This window comes from Secundilactobacillus yichangensis (assembly GCF_016861565.1).
In the GTDB taxonomy this organism is placed as follows: domain Bacteria; phylum Bacillota; class Bacilli; order Lactobacillales; family Lactobacillaceae; genus Secundilactobacillus; species Secundilactobacillus yichangensis.
The window spans coordinates 1-22,396 of record NZ_BOLK01000015.1 but is presented as its reverse complement, the minus strand read 5'-3'; the positions used below and the strand labels follow the sequence as shown (position 1 = coordinate 22,396).

The window sequence follows — 22,396 nt, the reverse complement described above, 5'->3', positions numbered from 1 at the left end:
GGATGATAATTATGATTATTGTATTAAAAAATGACGACCAAACTACTATTGCAGAACTTCAGCAGCACTTCGGTAACGACCATGAAGTGTTCGTCCATAATAACCGGGTAGCTGTTCAAGGCATCAAGGAAGACGAGTTAACGGCTGGCGAACGAGCTGCTGCCGTGGAATTAATCGACAGTGCCCCAAAGGCGGTTCAAGGCAGCCGAGAGTTTCATCCAGAAGATACTGTAATTAAAACAAAACACAGTATTATTGGCGGCGACAACTTCACCATGATGGCTGGCCCATGTTCCGTTGAGTCGGAAGAACACGTAATGAAGATGGCGGCCGTTGCTAAAGCTAACGGCGCAACGATTCTCCGTGGCGGCGCCTACAAGCCGCGGACTTCACCATATTCATTCCAAGGATTGGGTGAAGATGGCCTGAAGTTCTTGCGCAAGGCTGCCGACCAATACAACATGGATGTTCTGACCGAGGTTATGGATGACGAGCACGTTAAACTGGTCGCTAAATACACAGATATTTTCCAAATTGGTGCCCGTAATATGCAAAACTTCTCACTATTAAAAGCAGTTGGTAAAACCAATATCCCTGTCATGCTGAAGCGGGGGATGTCAGCAACGGTTGACGACATTTTAAACGCTTCTGAATACATTGCTGCTGGTGGTAACCACAATATTATGATTGCTGAACGCGGTATCCGAACATTCGATAACAAATACACCCGGAACACCTTGGATGTTGGCGTTGTTCCTGTTCTCCAGAAGTTGACCCACTACCCAGTAATCATCGACCCAAGCCATGCTTCAGGTCACACTGAGTTTGTGACACCATTAGCTTTAGCTGGTGTTGCAGCGGGTGCTTCAGGATTAGTTGTTGAAATTCATGACGATCCAGCTCACGCGCTTTCAGATGGGCCTCAAGCTTTGAAACCAAACGAATTCAAAGAATTGTCTGATAAAGCATTTGCTATTCGTGAATTATTAACGGAAATGCCACAAGAACAAGCGGAAGCGGGGCGCTAGAATGACAACTGTTTCTGTGACGTTACCAGAGACAAAGTATGATGTATTAATTGACCGCGGCCTGCTAAAACAGGTCGGCGAACTGGTTTCAAAACAGTGGTCAGCACGAAAAATTGCGCTAGTCAGCGATGATAATGTGGCACCGTTGTATCAAAAACAGGTTGCTGAGTCGTTAACGTCGGCTGGCTTCGATGTTCACCGCTACGTTTTTCCAGCTGGTGAAACATCCAAATCACTCACAGTCTTGGCGGATCTAGCGCGTCAAATGGCTAGTGATGCTTTCAACCGTGATGACAGTGTTATCGCGTTAGGCGGCGGCGTTACAGGTGATTTAGCGGGTTTATTGGCTGCGTCATACATGCGCGGGCTGTCCTTTATCCAAATACCGACATCACTGCTGGCGCAGGTAGACAGTTCAGTAGGCGGTAAGACCGCGGTTGATCTGGATAACATTAAGAATATTATTGGCGCTTTTTACGAACCAGATTTAGTGATTGTTGACCCGGATACCTTAGCCACTATGAAACAGCGTGACTTGGTTGAAGGCTACGGCGAAATTGTGAAAACGGCCGCACTGGAAGGTGGTGACTTTTGGCAACTCATCGAGACCATTAATAGTCCAGCTGATTTGATTACCCACTCGCCAGAATTGAGCGCACGTTCGATTCACTATAAGGCGTCGGTGGTGATGGCTGACGAAACGGAAAGCGGTACTCGTCAGTTATTGAACTTTGGGCACACGATTGGCCACGCGGTTGAAGCGTTGGCTGATGGCGGCTTGCGTCATGGCGAAGCAGTCAGCATTGGAACCGTGGCAATTATGCGGGTGTTTGAAAACGCTGGTTTAGCGGAAAAGGGCATCACCGCAAAATTACGCGATCGCTTTGCGGCTGTTGGTTTGCCGGTAACGGATGAGTTATTGACCTCACCGCTTGTGTTAGACAAGGTCAAAAACGATAAGAAGAACCGGCATGGGCACTTGAATTTAGTTTATCTGACGGCCATCGGACAACCTAAGATCAAGTCGATTCCAAGTAGTGAAATTGCATCATTTTTACATTTATCAGTGGCTGATTAGTCGTTGATAACGCGTGGTGACAATGTTTGGGAAGGCATTGTTACAGCGTGAAGGACATTTTGTGAAAATTTGAAATAGTTTAAAAAAATTCTGGGGACTAAATGCCTCAGAATTTTTTAGTGCGCTTGAAAAATGTGAGTTCACCATTCCGCTCAATACGAATCGTTAGTTTTCTGATACAATGGAGAAAAGTGAAGGGAGGGGTCGCCATGGTTACAATTCGAGATATTGCTAAGCGTGCCGGCGTGTCAGTGTCGACAGCGTCCCGTGCGTTGAATAACCATCCCAAGATCAGTCAGAAGACCAGGGATAAAATCAAAGCAATCGCTGATGAAATGGGCTACTTGCCCAACTACAACGCTAAGAATTTAACCAATGGTGTCTCTAACGCGATTGGAGTCGTGTTTCCACCTGGTGAAATGAGTTCAGCTGCTAATCCGTTCTATGTTGATATCTTAATGGGGATTAACCGGGAATTACGGCCGAGAAACGGTGTGCTGTCAGTGGCGATTGCCAATACAATGGCCGAATTATCGGCTAACGTGACGGCGTTAATCACTCAGGGATTGATCCGTTACTTCGTGTTGCTTTATTCCAAGAAAAACGACCCAATCATTAAGCTATTAAGAGCCCAAAAAGTGGCCTACGTAGTCATTGGGGATCCCAACGCTGACGACGAGAAATTTGTTAATAACAATAATCAGTTAGCGGGGCAAAAGGCCGGTGAATATATGCTGAAAAAGTTTAACGCCAGTCGGACGCTGTTTGTAGAATCTGAACCAGAGCAAGGATTTGAGCGCAAGCGGCGATTAGGGTTTCAACAGGCGATGGCAGCGGCAAATATTCCCTCTGAAGTGCTAAAAATGTCCGAAAAAGGTCAAATGAAGCTGGATGATGCCGTGGCACAATTCTTGATGACCAGACAGACCATCGATGGTATCGTGACCACTGATGATACATTGGGACAAATGATTTATCAGCTACTGTGGCGACACCTTGATCGGAGTGTTCCCTTGATTTGTTTTAACCGGAATCGAACCAATAATCTGCTGATGGGGCCTTCGGTTCGCTTTGTTGAACTCTATCCCCAAAGTATGGGGGCAGCAGCTGTTCGTGTGCTTATGGATCCAGATAAAAAATCGGAAATAATCCCCTTTACGATTGAACGGTAAGTTGCCTGAAACAACTAATGCAGCGGGGTTAAGCGTGTTTGTGTAGTTAGCAGTGTAAAGTACATTAAACGTCAATTTTTTTGAAAAAAAGTGAAATTGGATTGAAGCCCACCAGAATAGGCTAGGGCGGAATTTCTGATTTCGCTTTTCTTTAAAAGTTTAATGCAACCGGTTGCATTAAAGCGAAAACGGTTGCATAATAATTTTTGTAGAAAGCGTTTGCAATTATTTAATCTATTTTGAGGAGGAATTCAATATGGCACAATCAGCATCTGATGTCACAAATGGGACGACCAAAGCGGCTGCACCCAAAAAAGATTTATTGCCATCATTACCCACAAGCACTATCTTCCTGATCAATTTCGGGTTTCTGGGCGTGCAAATGGCGTTTCAACTTCAAAGCACTAACATGGGGCGGATCTTCCAAACCATTGGTGCCGACCCTAATAATTTAGGTTTCTTCTTCATTCTGCCACCGCTGGCTGGGATGATTGTTCAGCCGTTGGTCGGCTATTTCTCAGACCGGACTTGGATGCCTAAACTAGGTCGTCGAATTCCTTATTTATTGATTGGTGCCGTAGTTGCCATGATTGTCATGTTCCTGCTGCCAAATGCTGGTAGTCTTGGTTTCGGTTATGGATCGCTGGCCGCACTTTGGTTTGGTGCCATTACGTTGCTGTTCATGGACCTTTCATCTAACGTTGCGATGCAGCCATTTAAGATGATGATTGGTGACATGGTTAACGAAAAGCAAAAGGGTTTTGGTTACTCGATTCAAAGTTTCGCATCAAACGCCGGTGCCTTATTAGCAAGTATCTTTCCATACGCTTTGACCGCGTTGGGAATTGCTAACGTGGCTAAGAAGGGGACCGTTCCTAACTCAGTTGTTTGGTCGTTTTATGCCGGTGCCATTATTCTGTTACTCTGCTGCTTACTAACGGTTTTCCGGGTTAAAGAATACGATCCAGTTACCTATGCTAAGTATCATGGTATTGCTGATGACAGCAAAAAGAAGGGTATCTTTGAAGCATTAAAGACCGCGCCAAAGATTTTCTGGACCGTTTCCGTGGTTCAATTCTTCTGCTGGATGGGCTTCCAATACCTTTGGACTTACTCAACTGGTGCCATTGCCGACAACGTCTGGCACACAGCCAATGTTGCTTCAGCAGGTTATCAAGCTGCTGGTAACTGGTACGGTGTGATGTCAGCCGTTCAAGCCATTGCTGCCGTTATCTGGGCACTGGTTCTTTCACGGGTTGGCAACAACCACCACAAGCTGTACTACTCACTGAGTTTAATCATGGGTGGTATTGGTTTCGGTTCGATGTTCTTTATTCATGATAAATATACGTTGGTCATTTCATTTATCCTGATTGGATGTGCTTGGGCTGCTATGAACGCTTTCCCATTCACTTTCTTGACCAATGCCATCGAAGATTCAGAGAACATGGGGACTTACTTGGGCCTGTTCAACAGCAGTATTTGCTTGCCGCAAATCGTTGCTTCGATTGCTAGTTTCGCTCTGTTCCCATTGTTAGGTTCACACATGCCAACGATGTTGCTGCTCTCAGGAATCTTCATGATTCTCGGTGCTTTAAGTGTTGGCATTGTGAAGGAAGTTTGGGCTCGCAAGTCTGATGCTAAAGAAGAACCAGCAGATGCCGAAGACTAATTTGAAGAAATTTTATCACACACAATACGTAAGTAATCAAGGAGGACTAATATGAAACGAACATTTGAAGTCACCCCCTGGAATATTGTTACTCATCAATTAGATCCTGAAGACAAGCGTCTTCAAGAATCCATGACTAGTTTAGGTAACGAATACATGGGAATGCGCGGCTTTTTTGAAGAAGACTACTCAGGAGACACTTTAAAGGGAATTTATCTTGGCGGTGTCTGGTTCCCAGATAAAACCCGGGTGGGCTGGTGGAAGAACGGCTACCCTAAGTATTTTGGTAAAGTTATTAACGCCATCAATTTTATTAAACTAAACGTTTTGATTGATGGCGAGCCCATCGATTTAGCAAAGGATAAAGTTTCGGACTTCGAATTAAACCTCGATATGAAGCAGTCCAAGCTGACCCGTTCCTTTACAGTCACCAAGAACGGTCACGCCATTGCGTTAAACTTTGAACGGTTTATCAGTGTCGCTAACAAAGAGTTAGTTGGTATTCGCGTCACTGCTGCCAACAAGAGTAGCGATGCCGTCAAGATTACCTTTAAGTCAGCGATGGATGCGGACGTTCAAAACGAGGACGCTAACTATGACGAACGGTTCTGGGACGTTCTTAAAACGGAACAGAATACAACCGATGGCGCAATCGTTGCCATTACCAAAGAAAATCCATTTGGCACGCCGCGGTTTACCGTTGGTGTTAAGATGACCAACGAAACCGGCTTAGCAGCGGAAAAAGTTGATCAGCCAAACGACAAAGAAATTGTCAACCAATTTAGCGGTGAACTGAAACCCAACCAAAGTACCACGATCATTAAGCGTATCACCATTGTGACTTCTCGTGACTACGATACGCAAGCTCAACTGGAAGCAGCGATGAATGATCTTAGTGCAAAGGTAACGGCCACTTCTTACGATGATTTGTTTGCTGCCCATGCTAAGATCTGGGCTGACCGTTGGGAAAAGTCGGACGTTGAAATCGATGGCGATACTGAATCGCAGCAGGGGATTCGCTTCAATCTTTTCCAGCTATTCTCCACTTACTACGGTGAAGATAGCCGCCTGAATATCGGGCCTAAAGGCTTTACCGGTGAAAAGTACGGTGGTGCCACATACTGGGATACCGAAGCATTTGCCGTTCCCGTTTACCTGGGAATTACGGATCCAAAAGTGACACGCAGTTTGCTGATGTATCGTTACCAGCAATTAGATGGTGCCTATGTTAACGCTAAGGAACAGGGTCTTAAAGGTGCCTTATTCCCAATGGTGACCTTCAACGGGATCGAATGCCACAACGAGTGGGAAATCACGTTTGAAGAAATTCACCGGAATGGCGATATTGCGTTTGCTATTTATAATTACACTCGCTACACGGGCGATAAGAGCTATGTCTTAAATGAAGGCAGCAAGGTCCTCACCGAAATTTCTCGGTTCTGGGCTGATCGGGTTCACTTTAGCGAACGTAATCAAAAGTACATGATCCACGGTGTTACTGGTCCTGACGAGTACGAAAATAACGTTGATAACAACTGGTACACGAACTACTTGGCTAAGTGGACGCTGAAGTATACCTTGGAAATCTTGCAGGAAGTTTCACCAGAAGTTGCTAAAAAATTAGCTGTTACTGGTGATGAAAAGAAGCACTGGCAAGACATTGTTGACCGCTTCTATCTGCCAGAGGATAAGAAGCTTGGCATCTTCGTCCAGCATGATGGCTTTTTGGACAAAGACATTAAGCCAGTTTCTTCCATTCCAGCTGATCAGTTACCAATTAACCAGCACTGGTCATGGGATAAGATTCTGCGCTCACCTTATATCAAGCAAGGCGATGTTTTGCAAGGTGTCTGGGACTTCATCGATGACTTTACGCCGGAACAAAAGAAAGCTAACTTTGATTTCTATGAACCATTAACGGTTCACGAATCAAGTTTGTCTGCCGCTATCCATTCTATTTTGGCTTCGGATCTTCACTATGAGGATAAAGCCGTTGAAATGTATGAACGGACTGCTCGTTTGGATCTGGATAACTACAATAACGATACGGTCGATGGGTTGCATATTACCTCCATGACCGGTGGCTGGTTAGCTATCGTTCAAGGGTTTGCTGGTATGCGGGTCCGTAATGATCAATTACACTTCGCACCCTTCCTCCCTAAGAAGTGGAACAGTTATCAGTTCCGGATTCAGTTCCGGGGCCGTTCAATCCAAGTTCGAGTCGATCAAAATGGGACAAAATTAACGCTCTTGTCAGGTGACCCAATTACCCTTGATTTAGCGGGTAAGCAGGTTGAACTGAAAGCTTAATTTGAATTTACTCATACGAACGAATAAAGAAGCTGAGAATTAATTTCTCAGCTTCTTTTATTTCACTAGATAAATTTGATCATGAATCAGATCGAACTGATTGAAGTGCTTATTCAGTGCCTTAACCTCAGGCGTATCTAGCAGTTTAGCGTTCTGCCAGAAGGCCTTTGAGTCAGTTGCGCCATCCTTTTCGCCAATGACGATAAAGTCGTAATCTTTGTCGGCAGCCCGAATCTGCTGCAGCAGTTTCCAGTCGATTTCCAGCCCATCTGGCGACCAAACCATGATGATAACATCGACTTGACCCTGGTATTTGGTAAATGCTTCACTGGCGGTCAGCGGTTCGACTTCAGTTACGGGGTGTTTGCCGGTTTCGTTTTCCTTGGTCCAGTCCTTGGAATCGGTAGTGATCACAGTTTGGCCATTATCGCGTAGGCCTTTTGAGACGTAGCCGTTACCAGCCATCACTTCCAGTGCTGGTCGGCCGTTAACAAAGTCAGCCAAATCTTTGGCAACCGGTGCCGAAATGTAGGCCCACATGCCATAAGTGTCTTCTAAGTAATCGCGAAAACTGCGTAACTTCTTGTCCAGATCGGGCAGCGCGTCGGATAATTGGTTCCAGAGCTTATCGCCTTCAGGATCACCAACTGGAAATGTCTCGTTGAGTTGTTTGAAAATGACATCTTGAGTATCATCAGGCAGCAAAAGTTTCGGTAGGGTTTGCGGTAAAAGGCCCTGTTTAAGCAGCCGGTCAGCTTGCAGAACGTTATTGATCAGCAGTTTAATGGTTGGAAATTTAGCAAATAAATCGTTGTATCGCTCCATGGCAGCAATGTAGCCGGATGGTTTAACAAGGTGCTGGCTGCGTGCGCGCTTCAGCAGTTTCTTTTTTTGCTTTGGATTCAAAAAGGGGTCCCCCAGACACAAACGCGTCATTCGACCGAAAAAACCGAATGACGCGTTTCAAATTATTGTTGTTTATCGGTATCAAGCCCAAGTTCCAGTGATTCTTGATGGGTAATGGGCGTATCTTCATCATCGGTAGTTAAGCGACGAGAACGGCCATGAATATAGCCGTTCATCAGCTGGTAAATCGCGTAACGGTCATCGGAAGATAACGTTTTGTCACCAAATTTCAGTTCCTTACCGGACAGAAATAGGCGGTCCAAATCGTATTCATCACGTTCGGATTTTCCGGCAAGGTAGTCCATTGTAACGTCAAAAAATTCGGCTAACTTACGGACTTCCATATAGGAAGGCACACGGATGCCACGCTCCCAATTACCAATTTGAGCCGCGGTATTCTGGTGTTCTTTATCTGGTTTAAATAATTGATTTAAGGCGGTTGCCAACTGGCCCAGCGTTAAATCCTGACCACGGCGCAACGCCCGGAGTCGTTCGGAAAACATGCACATCACCTCTTACCATCTATTGTATACCTAACGGAGCGTTTTGTGGGTTTGAGTTTTTATTTTACGCTGGAACGACGCTTAATTTAAGAGGGGCGAACCATATGGTATGATATACCCCGTATACTTTAGAAGAATGGGGTGCAGGGAAAGTGAATAAGCATTTAAAGCACTGGCTAATTGGGATTTTGATCGTAGTCGGTGTAGTTTGTATCGGAATCGGTTCAGCGGGATATTACTTCTATAATATGGCAGTTGCCCGCGGTAAAAAAACGTTTATTAATAATAGTAATGCCATTAAGAAGAGTGACCCGTTATACCATGAGAAGGTTTGGTACCGCGGGACGAAGAAGCTGGTCTGGCACGAAACTTCAGCGACTAAGCACCTCAAACTGGTTGCTCATTACGTACCAGCCAGCAAGCAGACCAAGAAAACCATTGTTATTGCTCACGGGTTTGGCGGCAGCAGTGACAAAATGGGGGAATACGCAGGGTTGTTTCACGAGTTGGGTTACAACGTACTGTTACCAGATGATCGTGGTGCAGGTAAGAGTCAGGGGAACTACATCGGCTACGGCTGGCCTGATCGGTTAGACTATTTGAAATGGATCAAGCAGGTTATTCGGAGAAATGGTTCCCAATCACAAATAGTGATGTTCGGAACTAGTATGGGCGGTGCTACTACCATGATGGTCAGCGGTGAAAAGACGCCTAAACAGGTGAAAGCCTACATTGAAGACTGCGGCTATACCAGTGTGTACGATGAAATTAAATACCAGGCTAAATCAATGTACAATATTCCTGAATACCCGTTAGTACCAGTGGTCAGCGGTATTAATTACCTCAAAAACGGCTATACCTTTAAGCAGGCCAGCGCGCTGAAACAGGTTGTCAAAAATCACAAGCCGATGCTGTTTATTCACGGGACTAATGATACGTTCGTGCCGACCCGGATGGTTTATCCGCTGTACCGAGCAGATAAGGGGCCAAAGCGGCTGCTATTAGTCAGTGGCGCGAAGCACGCCAAATCATATGAACACGCGCCAGCACTGTACCGAAATACCGTTAAAGCGTTTCTAGACCGGTACTTTCATTAGTTGATGATATAATCTAGCCAGAAACCTTTTCAAGGGGATGTTACGATGACCACCAATCGTCAATCGTTTAGCTGGCTCACATTTCTAGCCACCTTCTCTATGGGAGCTGTTGATGCGTACACGTATATCGCTCATAATGAAACCTTTGCCAGCGCGCAGACTGGGAACCTGATCGTTTTCGCGGTGAAGTTTGCCCGTGGCGGCATTAGTGAAGCCTGGGTATGCCTGCCGATTTGGATTGGGTTTGCACTGGGCTGTTTTGTGGCGCAGGCTGCTTTAAGCTGGCTAAATCATAAACCCAATTTAAGGCAGCGCTACCTATGGATGATGGGTGTCGTGGTCGTGACACTGCTCATTGTTTCGCTGGGACAGGAATGGTTCAGTGAACTGGTAATGATTTTTATTTTGGGCTGGCTTTCCGGGTATGAACTGACCAGCTTTCGCGAAGTAAAGGGTACCACGGTCAATAATGGTATCATGACGGGGAACACTAAGAATATGATGGTGGCACTGTATCATTGGCTCATCGATCATGAGCGTAGCGGCCGGTCACAGTTTTTGTGGCTGGCTGCAACAATGGCGATGTTTATTGCGGGCGCCGGCCTATCAGCGATGACCTGCATATTAATTAGCTCGGATTTGGTCTTGTGGGCCGTTCTGGTTATCAACGCGGCTGGTTTAGTGGTTATTTACCTGACCAGTCGCTTTAGAAATGACGCGTAATAGCGTATAATAACAAACGTATATCGAAACTATAAATTGAGAGGAAGTGCCGACATGATTGAAACGATCATCGTGGCTGTTACCCTCGTGATTGGACTGCTGGGCGGATTTCTTGTTCGCCGTCAAAAGCACCAGCGCGAAGTTGATGAAGCAACCCGACAGGCAGCGGCACTTCGGGAGTCCGCGCGTAAAGACGCGGAACAGCAAGCAACAAAATATCTCACTGAAGCGAAAGCAAAGATTCAAGCGGATCGGCAATCAACAGAAGCCGAGCTGGCAGATCAGCAGACAGAGACTGAGAACCGTCAAAGACGGACTGAACAGCGTCAGGTTACTTTGAAGCAGATGGAAGAACGGCTAAATCAGCGGCAGGCAGCCATTGAAGAAACGCAGTCTGTGCTGAATGATGACCAGACTCATCTAAACGAGACTAAGAGTCAGGCGCGTCAGTTATTCGTTGATCGTCAAAATGAAGTCGCTAAGCGAGCTGAGTTAACCACCAGCGAAGCGAAGGATCACATTCGGCTAGAAACTGCTCGGAACCTTGAGCAGGAAGAGGATGTCACGGTCCGTGAGTTAACTGATAACGCTGAGGCATCGGCGGACAAAGCTGCTCGTAATCTGATTATTGAATCGATTCAGCGCGGACCAGTCGACTGGCCTCGTGAGCACGCAGAACACTCAGTTCTGGTACCGACCAATGAGACTAAGAGCAAGTTGATTGGCCGTGATGGTCAGCATATTCGCTTATTGGAATCACTGACTGGTACCGACTTGGTCTTTGATCCTGAGCAGCCGAACTTACTGCTGATCAGCACCCATGATCCGATTCGGCGTGAGACGGCGCGCATCGCTATTGAGAGCTTGCTGGCTTCCCGTAAAATTACGGCCGCTGCAATTGAAAAACAGGTGCAAACTGCCCAGTATGATGTGCTGAAAGATCTTCGCCAGACCGGTGAACGAGCTGTCAGCATGCTGAAGGTCGGTTTCATGCATCCCAACTTTATGAAGATTATTGGTCGTTTGAAGTTTAGAACTTCGTACGGTCAAAACGTTTTGAATCACTCCATCGAAGTGGCTCAGATGACGGGTGTCATGGCTGCTGAATTAGGGCTAGATGTTCGGTTAGCTAAACGAGCAGGCCTATTGCATGATATTGGGAAAGCCATTGACCATGAGATTGAAGGTACCCACGTGGAAATTGGGGTGGCGTTAGCCAAAGCCTATGGTGAAGATCCGGTCGTGGTTAATGCGATTGCCTCTCACCACGGGGACGTTGAAGTCACCTCACCGATTTCATCACTGGTTGCCATCGCGGATGCCGTTTCAGGTTCCCGTCCTGGTGCTAGAAGCGAGTCGGTTGAAGAATATATCAATCGGCTGCACAGTCTGGAAAAGATTGCTAACGATCAAAAAGGTGTGCAGGAAAGTTATGCCATCCAAGCTGGTCGTGAAATCCGAATCGTGGTTCAGCCAAAGGTTCTGGACGATAAAGCCAGTGCTGAATTGACTGAAAACGTGAAGAACCAGATTGAAGACGAACTCACTTATCCAGGTAAAATCAAGGTAACAACGATTCGTGAACTGCGAGCCGTTGAATACGTTGGTGATAAGCCAAGTAAGGGTAAAAAGAAGAAAAAACGCGCTTGAGATAGAGTGTGAAAACCACCGTTTAGAAAGTGGAAAATAAGGCACAGACAACGGAAATCCTGGTTTGGATTTCCGTTGTCTGTGCCTAAATTATTAGGGAAGTTTTCGGAATTGTATCAACAAAAAGGTGTTACAATCATTAGAAAATCGGTTGCAACGAAGGAAGGGACGCGTGATGTTAAGTACAACTTTAAAGCAGCAAATCATCGCTGCCAGCCAACGAATTGGCATCGATAAGATTGGCTTCACAACTGCAGCAGATTTCGAGTATTTACGAGCTGAGCTGGTGAAGCAGAAGGCGGATGGGCACACTACCGGCTTTGAACACCAAAATCTCGATGAGCGGCTGAATCCAAATTTAATTTTTGATGAACCGAAGACGTTGATCTCAATTGCGTTAGCTTATCCGGCCAAATTAAAATACCGGGCATCACGAACTGGTTTGAAACGCGGTCAATTCGCGCGGGCGTCGTGGGGTGAGGATTACCATTTTATTTTGGACGACTACTTGGCGGCGCTGATCGGCGCAATCAAAGACTTGTTACCGGAAGATAATGACATTCGGTTTAAACCAATGGTGGATACCGGCGAATTGATTGACACGGTAGTTGCGCAGCGAGCGGGCGTTGGATTCATTGGTAAGAATGGACTGCTGATTACGCCGGAGTTCGGCAGCTATGTTTACTTAGGCGAAATTGTGACTAACTTAGAGTTGGCACCCGATGAACCAATGATGTGTCAGTGCGGTGATTGTACCCGCTGCGTCGATGCCTGTCCACCGCGGGCGCTGATGGGAAATGGTCAGTTAAACGGGCAACGTTGCCTGTCCTACCAGACCCAAACTAAGGGACAAATGCCGGATGAGTTTCGGCCCCTGATCCGTAACGTGATCTACGGCTGTGATGTTTGTCAGGTGGTATGCCCGTTTAATCGGGGCGTGGATAATCATTTGCACGAACGGATGGAACCAGACGTTGAACGGGTACAGCCAGAGTTAACGCCAATGCTGACGCTGACGAACCGGGAGTTCAAAGCGAGCTTTGGTTCGATGGCGGGGGCATGGCGGGGGAAGAAGCCGCTGCAACGAAACGCCATTATCGCGTTAGCAAACCTCAATGACACCAGCGCCATACCTAAGCTGTTAGCAGTGATCGAAGCCGATCCGCGGCCGGTGATTCGTGCTACTGCAGCCTATGCGGTGGGGCGTTTGAGTCAACCTGGTAATACTGCCGTGGTCGATTTTTTGCGGGAAGCTTATGCAACGGAGCAGGCTAATGGAATGGAGACTGAGTTGTTGCAAGAGTACGTACAAGCGATTAATCGAATTTCATAGAGCTGGATACAAACTAAAAAGCATCACCAGCCAATTCAAAGTGACGACTCATTTGAATTGGCTGGTGATGCTTTTTAATGTAAGAATAAGAAATCGCTATTTCGTATCGGGCTCATTGACAACTTCAAAATTATGGTTAACCGTTGCTTTAATCACTGAATGCGCTCTGAGATAATCGGCGATCAGCTGACTCATAGGGGTTTTATTTTCGGCAATAATTTTATCGGCGTGAAACATGTCGTAGTGGCCGCCACCACCGGCACGGTAACGGTTTAAAGTAATTTTGAAAGTCTGATCATTGCTGACGGGCTGACCCTTGTATAGCAATCTATCAATACGGTGACCAACCGGTTTAGCCACGTTGATCCGGTAATTGATGCCTTCGTACATATCATAATTATAATGGCGTAATTTCGGTGAATAAAAGGCCGGATTAACAACGATTTGATTTTTCAAATTAAGTGTAAAGTAAGTGGCGGCTTTTTCCAGCGCTGCCTTAAGCTCTCTGCCGGTGATTAACTCTAGTGCCAGACCGTCTGGATAGACGTAGTTAGTCATAATATTGCGCATGGTAATGGGATTTTCAAACCCGTGTCCTTCATTGTTAAATAACGAAGTCGCAGAGATATCAGCCTTCATCGTGGTCATCTGAACCCGTTGAATGAATTCCGTGTACGCTGTTTCCTTCATTCTGGCTTTCTGAGCGCTTTTGAAAGTTAAATCACCATCTATCTGTGCAAGCGGTTCAGCGAGCCAATGGTCCACCTTTTTATCAAGCTGATGGCTATAAATGGCGATGTTGCGATCAAATTCAGCGTTTTTGGTTTCAATTAAATGGGCACTTTTATCGGTAACGATGTAGCCGCCGGCCCTTGATGGTTCTAATTTGAGAACGATTTTTCCAACGGCTTCGCCACGGTAACCAGGTTGCGTCACGGGGACACCAAACACGCTAGTTGCAATTTTACGGTGCTGGTGGCCAGTGATCAGGGCATCGATCCCTTTGACCTCAGAGAGCAGCTGATAGGCTTCATTTTCACCGTTACTCAGTGATTCAATCAGTTTACCCGTCTTTAAGTTCCGTTCGAAACCGCCGTGGTAGGAAACAATCACAACATCGACAATCTTTTTCAGTTTTGGAACCAGTTCCTTGGCAATCGAAACTGCTGTGTGAAAGTGGACATCATCGCTCACATTATCATGATTCTTCCACTGCAGCACGGCTCGGGTAGTTAGCCCCACGATGGCAATTTTAACGCCATTGCGTTCAATAATTCGGTACTGCTGACCAAATAATGGCCGACCTGCACCATCCAAAATATTTGCATTCACAACTGGGCGATCACTGGCATTCAGTGCCCGCTCCAAATAGTCGGTGCCATAATCAAATTCATGGTTCCCCAAGATTTCGGCATCATAATGAATTTGATTATAGATTCTGACCAGCGGCTGCGGATCTGAGTGCGGCTGTACCTGAGCGACATAGTAGGCTAAGGGCGAACCAGCTAAAAAGTCACCATCATCAATGGTGATTACAGGTCCCGGTGCTGACTGCTGTTCTGCAGAAAGTACCGTAGCGGCACGAATAAGGCCAAAGGGCATATGCGCTCTGGGCTTGACGTAATTAGTTGGAAAAATAAAGCCGTGCGTATCGCTGGTTGAAAGAATCGTAAGTGTGAGCATGTCGTTTCCTCCAATGCGGTTAGTAATATTATAGAAAATTATAAGTTTTTTCTGGTGGGATAGCAACCGGGGAAGGGTGATTGGTGAGGTATGTAGGTAGTGGGGTGCGTGGGGAATCTGGACGCTTAGTTGGGTACAACAGATAGATTGTCGCTGGGTATGTTACATTGCTTAGTCGGGCTACACGAAGCAGAGACTTGCACCTAGTGGGTATCCAGCACAAATCCAGACCCGGGATTTATACTGAACACCCACTAGGCTCCAGTCTCTAAGCGCTTCGTTTCGCACCTATCCTAGTCGGGCTACAGCAAGCAGAGAGCTGCACCTAAGTCACTTCCGACATAAATCCAAGCCCGGGATTTTTGTCGGAAGCGCCTTAGGCTCCGCTCTCTAACCGCTTGCTTTCGCACCCTGGATATAAAAAAAGATCCACCCGGGGGAGGGTAGATCCAACATAGGAGTAGGCATTTTCGTGATGGGGTTCACGGAAATATTATTTTACTTTGGAGGAGTAAAATGAAAAAGCTTATTACTTAATATCAGCTAAGATATTAGGCTATGAGTAATATAAGACTAAAATGTGAAGAAAGTGTGAAGATAGTATAACAGTTCGGTAACCAAATTGTATTTTTTTGGGTGGTTAAACCCCTTACCTAATTGCCGTTTTGCATATAAACCATCTGATCCATTGAGATTTTCTTGTGGAGCTCATCGACTAATTCAACTGATAAATGTTCGTGCTGGCTGACATTTTGCACGTAACTGTACTCAAATTGGAAGGCCATCAGGAACAGTTCGTTTTCTTTCTCGCTGGTTTCTTCACTCTTTGTGATTCGTGAACGGCGGACGTTGTAATAATGACGAATAACGTCCACTTCTTGGCGATTATCATCCGTTTCGATGGAATCCAGGTAGCCGATAACTCTGTCGTAGCCAACTTGACTGAGTTTGCTAAAGGCTTCCTGAGCTTCTGGGTTTATCTGTCGCTGCCTATGTGATAGACGTCCGCGCCGACGCCCACGTGATTGAAGCTGATTTGAAGCCTTGTTTTTTCGCTTATCTATGACTTGCGGCTGTTCTGTAGACTGTACTGCAGGCAACATTTTTGCTTGAGTAGCCGGTAAAGCCAGCTGTTTTTGTTCTTCAGCTTTCTTTGTTTCAGTCGTGGGCAGCTTGTCATCTTTATGTTCAAGGTAGAATTTTTGATAATCGTTAAACTTTTCGGTTTGCCCATGATCTTTGAGCCATTTCATCTTGGCTTCTCGGGTTCGCTGGAAGGATTTATTAAAGTGGTTCCGGGAAGTTTTTGGAAATAAGCGGAAACTAAACATTTTAAGCCACATTTTAAGCCGCGCCCAAGGGCTGAGAAAGGCGAATTGTGACTGGAAAATAATTGCCCGATTATACTGCCAGCCAATGGAGGCCTTAACTTCACCGTTATCGATCATTTCGGTAACGGTGGACTGTTCCACGTCCTCGGTCTGTTCCAGTAATTGATGGACTAGTTTAGAATCAGCGTTCTTTCGATACTGTTTTTTTTGACTATTTAAAACTTCGATGACACCTGGAAGAGCGCCGGATTGATTATTTAAACTTCGTAGCTGGTCAATTGCGAAGTTCACCATCTTAACCAGTTGATCACTGAATTCATCAGCGGAGTACGGCGCCTGCTTATTTGGCAGTAGAAACGGCAATACCAGCGTTGGCACGATCATACTCAACAGGATGATGATGCCGGCAATTAAAATAATGGCGCTACGGAATGGAAAAGCGTGGCCAGCAACTGCTAGTGGCAGTGAAAACGCCATTGACAGTGTAATGGTACCGTGGACACCACTGAGGCCCATAATCACACTGTCTTTGAAACGGGTTTCTTTAGACGGCATGGAGACCAGGTTAAACATGCACCATAGAAAGCGCATAATGGCCATCAGCAAGTATAAGCCAACTGCAGTTATGAGTAATAGCGACAGGCTGTGAACTGCGGTTGTGGTCAGGGCGTTCCAAACACTCGGGATGGAGGCACCCAGTAACACAAAAACGAACCCGTTGAGCAGGTTAGTCACCGTTTCCCAAGTGGTTTTGGTCACCACTTGAGTTTGCGTTGAAGTGAGCCGCAGTCGCTGCCCCTGAATACCATGGACGATTCCGGCAGCCACAACCGCTAAAATACCGGAGAAGCCGAAGTGTTCCGCCGTTAAATACACGATAAATGGTGTCAGCAAACTAAATGGCAGAATAACAGCAATGGTGTCCAGCGTTTTACGCTGGAAAAGGATGCGAATCATGACGATGATCATTCCAAGAACGACCCCGATGGCAATTCCGCCTAAAAAGACAACAAAAAAGTGTTCGGTTCCCTTGGCTAGTGAAAATTCCCCCGTACTAAAGGCCGTTAACGCCAGATCCATGGCAACGATGCCGGAAGCGTCGTTAAACAGCGATTCGTTTTCCAGCGCGCCCATCACGTGCTCAGGGACTTCAATCCCTGAAGTAATTGAGGTAACCGCCACGGCGTCCGTAGGGGTGACAATGGCTGCCAGCGCGAAACAAAGGGCCAGCGGCAATGCGCTCCACAAAACGTGGGTCAGCGTGCCACCCGCTAGAATCGTGACTAATGCTAAAACGACCGCTAGTGATAATGTGGAGCTGATGTTTTTGCGTAGCCGGTGCATGTTGGTATTTTGACCGTCATTGAACATTAGCGGTGCAATGATAACCAGCATAAAAATTTCTGGCTCCAAATGGAAGTTATTGAAGAGCGGCACTAACGATAGTAGTACCCCGGCAATAATTTCGTAAAAGGCTAACGGAATTTTTGGATAAATTGCAAAGACAATATTAGCAGCGATAGCAGCAACCACTAATAGCAGAATTAAGAAAAACGAAGTCAACGCAAACACTCCCCCAAATTAATTAAACAAATTGTAACTCATGTTTCCGTTGAATACTATAATCTGAAAACTTAAGCCGTGATAACAATTTCACTGGTCAATAAACCTAAATACGAGATGTGAATTTAACTTCCAAAGAGTAAGTAAACCCAGATAAATCAGGTGTTTTGCCACGTTATAACAGTTTCATAATTTGATAAATCAATTTTATAAACGCACACAAGTCTAGATTGTTATAACAAGCCGTGGTTATAACAATCTCATCAAATTTTACCGGGGATTATAAATATCTTTTCACAAGGGAAAAACTATAAAAACAGCTTGAATTATTCTAAATTTGATGGTATTATAATGTTGTTCGTGATGAAGTGTTGGGGACTTAGTAATGAATGAATTAAGATGCACCTTTGCTTTTGTTTTAGTTTTTTGTTTGTTACTAGGAGAAAGCGAAATGAAGGAAGTGCTTATATATGATTAATTTATACGTTGCACCGAGCAGCGCGTCAAGTCGTAAAGCTCGTGCATGGTTAGAGGATCATCACATTCCGTTTAAGGAACGTAATATTAAGTCCAATCCACTTAATGCCGATGAAGTTAAGCAGATTTTACGTTTAACTGAAAATGGCAGTGAGGACATTATCTCTACGCGTTCAAACGTCTTTAAAAAACTGCATATCAACTTAGATGATCTGGCAGTTAGCCAGTTAGTTGACCTAGTTGTTAAGTACCCTGACTTAATTAAACGGCCAATCATTTTCGATGATAAGCGATTGGAAGTCGGCTACAACGAAGAGGAGATTCGCCGGTTCTTACCACGCGAAGTTCGGGTGGCTGAATTACGCGATCTAGAATCACAGCTCAGTTCATAATTTAACGTTAAACTTGCAGCAGCATCTCACTTTGAGATGCTGCTTTTTATCTGGAATCAAAAAATCAGCCTGACTGCTAGATAATCCTATCTGGTAGTCAGGCTGATACTATTTTAAAGATGTAAGGTTAAAGGTTGAAAAATGATAACTGTTTAAACTGATCCTGTTTGGTAGCAGATGGCCGATATTCGTCATACCGTTTTGCCAATTCTGGATGGTCTAACAGATTTAGAGTCGAAATGATCAGCTGACGAATAGTCGCAGTGTCAATCTGAGAGTAGCCGGCAATTTGAGCAAGAACAAGGGCGTTGATACGGCGGATGAGACGGTCATCGTGTGTTAAGTGGTTTAAGCTACGTAAGATTTTACGCGCGTCAAAGAGCGCTTTTTTCCCGTTTTGCTTCTCCACAAAGCGAACCGTAATCTGAATGTGTGATTGTTGCGGTTTTTGTTTGTTCACGGCTAGGACTCCTTTTTTCTCGATATGTTAATCGTAGAACATCTGTTTGAAAAAAGCAACAATATGTGGCGTAACTTTATCATTTTTCTACTAGATGTGGTACACAATCCTTTTTAGCACACAACGGAGCGTTATGTGCTCTTTTTTAGCGGGAAAATGATTGTACCAAAAAGGGCTAAGTCTATATTGACAAGGATTTAATTCAATTTCTTGAATCACACACGTCCTAAAATTTGCTTTAGTTCATTACTTAAATATAGCCTTAACCTGTTCCACAACACAGATTCCGACCATATAACACCAAACAACGCCATCCCGATAAAACCCATCGGAATGACGTTGTTTGGCCTTATATGGCTGGAATCTACCGAGTTGTTCCACAGCCTCACCAAAAAACCTGACCATCAGTTAGATAGTCAGGTTCACGGGGTATTCTTATTATGATGATTAATCTAAGTCGGTTACTCGAGCGGTACCAACGTGGTGCCACCAAGGTGCTTTAACGGATTCAACAATTACACCGCGGTTTTGAGAATCAATCATCTTACCGCCGCCAATGTACATCCCCACGTGGCTAATACTGTGTCTGCTGCCACCGAAGAAGACCAGGTCACCCTTTTTAGCGTGGGCGTAAGAAACTTTCTTAAGTTTGTTGTATTGTGCTTGGGCAGTACGTGGAATGGCCTTTGAAGCGCCCTTTCTGTAAACGTACGAGGTTAGGCCTGAGCAGTCAAAACGTGAAGGACCAGTTGAACCCCAGCCATATGGTTTACCAAGTTGGTTTTTAGCAACCTTGTAAATCTTTGAGTAAGAAGGTGTGTCAGCTTTTGCTGTTGTGCTGCTGGCCATATTAGTGGCAACCGTAAAACCAAATACTGCAATTGCTGTTAGTGCGAGTTTAACAAACCATTTCTTCATAATTTTAAATATCCCCTTTTTATGTAGTGCAACTTTTTCAAAATTTAAATTTTCCTTAATCAATTCAACGAGACTAAGTGTATCAATCGTAAGTTACAGTAGTGTTTCATTGAATTATCGATTAGGTTAATGAAAACGACAGTGACGTAATCTTTCGGTGAAATCGGGTGTTTTTTAGCGCCTCGAATGCCGTTATAACAAGCTCTACTTGTTTATTTCAAGGTTGTAACAAACGCTGGAAAATCGGGGAAATTTTTTGCAAATTAAACCAAAAAACCCACGATTTAAGTTAAAATCGTGGGTCAAAAAGGACTTTTGCAGCAATTTAAAGGTTAATTTCAGACTGCGGGACATCGTCAGTTGGCAATTGCAGATAGCGTAAATGAGACATATCAATGATACTAATATAGTGGGTAAAATTATGGTTGGCAGGCTGTTTACCAGTTTGTCTGGGAATGACGACCTGATCAAGAATTGATTTGGCGCGTGAAATGGCCGTGTCCGCTGTTGCTGGTTGCGGCCGCCCCCAACGATTGATTACTGTTCTGATAAAGCGGTTAGTGGGGATCGGTCCCTCTGGCAACGGCTTGTTATCAGCCAGCCATTGAGTGGCTGCGGCTGGTAAGTGAGCTTTATCAGTATCCAAGAAGCGGTTAACCCGGTCGACGTGATCTGCCAGTTCTGGTGTGTTAGTCAAAACCTGCAACGGGTCGGCAATCAGCTGCAGTGAGTGGGCGGTTGGTTCCAGGACAGCTGTTGCGCCAGTTTTGTCCGCTAATAACCAATGGAAGGGATAGACCTTATTTTCTGCGTACCAGACCTGACCAACCAGGGCAACGTTTTGCAAGTCAGCAGCAACTTCTGCAATCGTATCGTGCTGGCTGAGAACCCACATGATGAAATCTTGTGGCGTGAGGTTAGTCATCCCAGTTTGCGATTCAGCATAGTAGTGGACCCGGTTTGGAAAATACAGTTCAGCACAGCTTAGGCCGGCACTATTTAGGCCATCGCCAAAAAGGTAGTGGCCGTTTAAATGGCGCGCTGAGCCGACGATCCGGTAATGAGTGACGTGCTGTTCGCCTAAAATTGGCCGCCAGTTAGTACCGGATTCAAGAACTGTCGGTTGCCATGGATCAACGTTTGGAAAATCCATCGTTCTGGCCAGTAGGTGGGTGCCATCAGCCGCGTTTAAGGTAAGACTGGTACACATTATAAAAGCCTGCTACTGATAACTTATAAAAAAGTTATAGATTGTTCTTGCTTCTCCCTATCCTGCCTCGCACGAATCTCGCTAATACAGTTGGTATGATAGTCCACAAGCGTTAATTCCCGGCTAGCCACCGGTACATGCTTTGATGCCTGTTTTAGTAGGCTAATTCAAAGTTTTCAGTATCCCTGATATTCAGGGCTGCATTAATATCCCGATCTTCGGTATAATCACAGCTTTTACATTCATACACCCGATCCTGCAGTTTTAAATCAACTTTTTTATAGCCACATTGGTGACACACTTTAGAAGTTGGTTCAAAACGGTTAGTCAAGTGTACTGGAATGCCTAATTGCTGACATTTAACGATTAATTTGATTTTGAAATTATAGAAGCTTTGATAACTAATGGCTTTAGCTAAATGCCGATTTTTCATCATACCTTTAACATTCAGGTCTTCTAAGGCTACCCACCGCGGCTTGGTTCTCACCGTGGTGGCAATGATCTTATTTTGATAGTCGGACTGAATGTTGGTTAATCGTTGATACAAGTGTTGCACCTTCCGCTGAGTTTTTTCTAGCTTTCAGTGCGTGATACTGACGGGACATTTTTCTTTGCAGTCGGCGCAGCCGTTTTCTGATGCGTCTTACCCGACTACTTTTATTCTGATTATGATACAAAGTACCATCATTTAAAATGGCAAATTCTTTTAGGCCAAGGTCAATGCCAATGGGCTCACCGGTCAGTTCTAACTTTGGTAGTTCAGCTTGTTCCACTAAGCAAGTCAAGTAATACCGGCCAGCCTTGAATTTGATCCGGCCTTGTTTGATAACGAAGTGTTCTGAGTCTGTAGGGATGTAGCCCAGCTCTTTCAAACGTACCCAGCCAAGCTT

Annotated in this window: 18 protein-coding genes and 1 pseudogene; 10 read left to right on the top strand and 9 right to left on the bottom strand. The window is 45.2% G+C overall.

What is annotated here, in order from left to right; genetic code table 11:
* Positions 1 to 11: 11 nt before the first annotated feature.
* The 5 genes from aroF to JUE95_RS10630 all read left to right on the top strand — a co-directional run bounded on the left by aroF (position 12) and on the right by JUE95_RS10630 (position 7,260).
* On the top strand, positions 12 to 1,028 hold the full coding sequence (gene aroF, locus JUE95_RS10650) for a 3-deoxy-7-phosphoheptulonate synthase (protein WP_203651423.1): 1,017 nt from the start codon (positions 12 to 14) through the stop codon (positions 1,026 to 1,028).
* 1 nt (position 1,029) lies between these two features.
* Positions 1,030 to 2,106 (top strand): 3-dehydroquinate synthase, encoded by a 1,077-nt coding sequence (gene aroB, locus JUE95_RS10645; RefSeq protein WP_203651421.1) that lies wholly within the window; start codon positions 1,030 to 1,032, stop codon positions 2,104 to 2,106.
* A 209-nt stretch (positions 2,107 to 2,315) separates the two neighbouring features.
* Positions 2,316 to 3,278: a LacI family DNA-binding transcriptional regulator gene (locus tag JUE95_RS10640; protein WP_203651419.1), complete on the top strand. Its 963-nt coding sequence runs from the start codon at positions 2,316 to 2,318 to the stop codon at positions 3,276 to 3,278.
* Positions 3,279 to 3,534: 256 nt separating this feature from the next.
* Positions 3,535 to 4,950 carry an SLC45 family MFS transporter gene (locus tag JUE95_RS10635; RefSeq protein WP_203651417.1) on the top strand — a complete coding sequence of 472 codons (1,416 nt, stop codon included), beginning with the start codon at positions 3,535 to 3,537 and terminating at the stop codon, positions 4,948 to 4,950.
* A gap of 51 nt (positions 4,951 to 5,001) precedes the next feature.
* On the top strand, positions 5,002 to 7,260 hold the full coding sequence (locus JUE95_RS10630) for a glycoside hydrolase family 65 protein (protein WP_203651416.1): 2,259 nt from the start codon (positions 5,002 to 5,004) through the stop codon (positions 7,258 to 7,260).
* A 57-nt stretch (positions 7,261 to 7,317) separates the two neighbouring features.
* Here the strand turns inward: JUE95_RS10630 and JUE95_RS10625 are convergent, their stop codons facing one another.
* Both JUE95_RS10625 and JUE95_RS10620 read right to left on the bottom strand, forming a co-directional pair.
* Positions 7,318 to 8,166: an SAM-dependent methyltransferase gene (locus JUE95_RS10625; RefSeq protein WP_203651415.1), complete on the bottom strand. Its 849-nt coding sequence runs from the start codon at positions 8,164 to 8,166 to the stop codon at positions 7,318 to 7,320.
* A 62-nt stretch (positions 8,167 to 8,228) separates the two neighbouring features.
* Positions 8,229 to 8,669 carry a helix-turn-helix domain-containing protein gene (locus JUE95_RS10620; protein WP_168925263.1) on the bottom strand — a complete coding sequence of 147 codons (441 nt, stop codon included), beginning with the start codon at positions 8,667 to 8,669 and terminating at the stop codon, positions 8,229 to 8,231.
* Positions 8,670 to 8,821: 152 nt separating this feature from the next.
* Here JUE95_RS10620 and JUE95_RS10615 point away from each other — a divergent pair, with 152 nt between their 5' ends.
* The 4 genes from JUE95_RS10615 (at position 8,822) to queG (ending at position 13,472) form a co-directional block, all read left to right on the top strand.
* A complete protein-coding gene (locus JUE95_RS10615) occupies positions 8,822 to 9,766 on the top strand; it encodes an alpha/beta hydrolase (RefSeq protein ID WP_235995453.1) in 945 nt (314 codons plus the stop codon).
* 45 nt (positions 9,767 to 9,811) lie between these two features.
* Positions 9,812 to 10,489 carry a YoaK family protein gene (locus JUE95_RS10610; protein WP_203651414.1) on the top strand — a complete coding sequence of 226 codons (678 nt, stop codon included), beginning with the start codon at positions 9,812 to 9,814 and terminating at the stop codon, positions 10,487 to 10,489.
* Between the two features lie 54 nt (positions 10,490 to 10,543).
* Positions 10,544 to 12,139: a ribonuclease Y gene (gene rny / locus JUE95_RS10605; RefSeq protein WP_203651413.1), complete on the top strand. Its 1,596-nt coding sequence runs from the start codon at positions 10,544 to 10,546 to the stop codon at positions 12,137 to 12,139.
* 175 nt (positions 12,140 to 12,314) lie between these two features.
* Entirely contained in the window at positions 12,315 to 13,472 is a 1,158-nt protein-coding gene (gene queG / locus JUE95_RS10600) for a tRNA epoxyqueuosine(34) reductase QueG (RefSeq protein WP_203651410.1), read from the top strand.
* 96 nt (positions 13,473 to 13,568) lie between these two features.
* Here queG and JUE95_RS10595 read toward each other — a convergent pair whose 3' ends face one another.
* Together JUE95_RS10595 and JUE95_RS10590 are read right to left on the bottom strand one after the other, a co-directional pair.
* Positions 13,569 to 15,155: a bifunctional metallophosphatase/5'-nucleotidase gene (locus JUE95_RS10595; RefSeq protein ID WP_203651409.1), complete on the bottom strand. Its 1,587-nt coding sequence runs from the start codon at positions 15,153 to 15,155 to the stop codon at positions 13,569 to 13,571.
* 653 nt (positions 15,156 to 15,808) lie between these two features.
* Positions 15,809 to 18,049 (bottom strand): cation:proton antiporter, encoded by a 2,241-nt coding sequence (locus JUE95_RS10590; protein ID WP_203651408.1) that lies wholly within the window; start codon positions 18,047 to 18,049, stop codon positions 15,809 to 15,811.
* A 470-nt stretch (positions 18,050 to 18,519) separates the two neighbouring features.
* Here JUE95_RS10590 and spx point away from each other — a divergent pair, with 470 nt between their 5' ends.
* Positions 18,520 to 18,918, top strand: a complete 399-nt coding sequence (gene spx / locus JUE95_RS10585; RefSeq protein WP_203651407.1) for a transcriptional regulator Spx — start codon at positions 18,520 to 18,522, stop codon at positions 18,916 to 18,918.
* Between the two features lie 127 nt (positions 18,919 to 19,045).
* Here spx and JUE95_RS10580 read toward each other — a convergent pair whose 3' ends face one another.
* The 5 genes and pseudogenes from JUE95_RS10580 to JUE95_RS10560 all read right to left on the bottom strand — a co-directional run.
* Positions 19,046 to 19,378, bottom strand: a complete 333-nt coding sequence (locus JUE95_RS10580) for an ATP cone domain-containing protein (protein WP_159459475.1) — start codon at positions 19,376 to 19,378, stop codon at positions 19,046 to 19,048.
* A gap of 447 nt (positions 19,379 to 19,825) precedes the next feature.
* The gene (locus JUE95_RS10575; RefSeq protein ID WP_203651405.1) at positions 19,826 to 20,296 is read right to left on the bottom strand and encodes a C40 family peptidase; all 471 of its coding nucleotides are present in this window, start codon (positions 20,294 to 20,296) and stop codon (positions 19,826 to 19,828) included.
* Between the two features lie 325 nt (positions 20,297 to 20,621).
* Positions 20,622 to 21,506, bottom strand: coding sequence for a linear amide C-N hydrolase (locus tag JUE95_RS10570; RefSeq protein ID WP_203651404.1), 885 nt, complete (start codon positions 21,504 to 21,506; stop codon positions 20,622 to 20,624).
* 154 nt (positions 21,507 to 21,660) lie between these two features.
* Positions 21,661 to 22,053 carry an RNA-guided endonuclease InsQ/TnpB family protein gene (locus JUE95_RS10565; RefSeq protein ID WP_203651402.1) on the bottom strand — a complete coding sequence of 131 codons (393 nt, stop codon included), beginning with the start codon at positions 22,051 to 22,053 and terminating at the stop codon, positions 21,661 to 21,663.
* Positions 22,010 to 22,396: pseudogene (locus JUE95_RS10560) on the bottom strand (RNA-guided endonuclease TnpB family protein); the annotation flags it as partial. The gene JUE95_RS10565 and the pseudogene JUE95_RS10560, both read right to left, overlap by 44 nt.

Coding starts and splice junctions, on each gene's coding strand:
- JUE95_RS10595 (WP_203651409.1), bottom strand. CDS start 15,155: ATGCTCACACTTACGATTCTTTCAACCAGCGATACGCACGGCTTTATT.
- rny (WP_203651413.1), top strand. CDS start 10,544: ATGATTGAAACGATCATCGTGGCTGTTACCCTCGTGATTGGACTGCTG.
- aroF (WP_203651423.1), top strand. CDS start 12: ATGATTATTGTATTAAAAAATGACGACCAAACTACTATTGCAGAACTT.
- JUE95_RS10630 (WP_203651416.1), top strand. CDS start 5,002: ATGAAACGAACATTTGAAGTCACCCCCTGGAATATTGTTACTCATCAA.
- JUE95_RS10620 (WP_168925263.1), bottom strand. CDS start 8,669: ATGTTTTCCGAACGACTCCGGGCGTTGCGCCGTGGTCAGGATTTAACG.
- queG (WP_203651410.1), top strand. CDS start 12,315: ATGTTAAGTACAACTTTAAAGCAGCAAATCATCGCTGCCAGCCAACGA.
- JUE95_RS10640 (WP_203651419.1), top strand. CDS start 2,316: ATGGTTACAATTCGAGATATTGCTAAGCGTGCCGGCGTGTCAGTGTCG.
- aroB (WP_203651421.1), top strand. CDS start 1,030: ATGACAACTGTTTCTGTGACGTTACCAGAGACAAAGTATGATGTATTA.
- JUE95_RS10570 (WP_203651404.1), bottom strand. CDS start 21,506: ATGTGTACCAGTCTTACCTTAAACGCGGCTGATGGCACCCACCTACTG.
- JUE95_RS10610 (WP_203651414.1), top strand. CDS start 9,812: ATGACCACCAATCGTCAATCGTTTAGCTGGCTCACATTTCTAGCCACC.
- JUE95_RS10635 (WP_203651417.1), top strand. CDS start 3,535: ATGGCACAATCAGCATCTGATGTCACAAATGGGACGACCAAAGCGGCT.
- JUE95_RS10575 (WP_203651405.1), bottom strand. CDS start 20,296: ATGAAGAAATGGTTTGTTAAACTCGCACTAACAGCAATTGCAGTATTT.
- spx (WP_203651407.1), top strand. CDS start 18,520: ATGATTAATTTATACGTTGCACCGAGCAGCGCGTCAAGTCGTAAAGCT.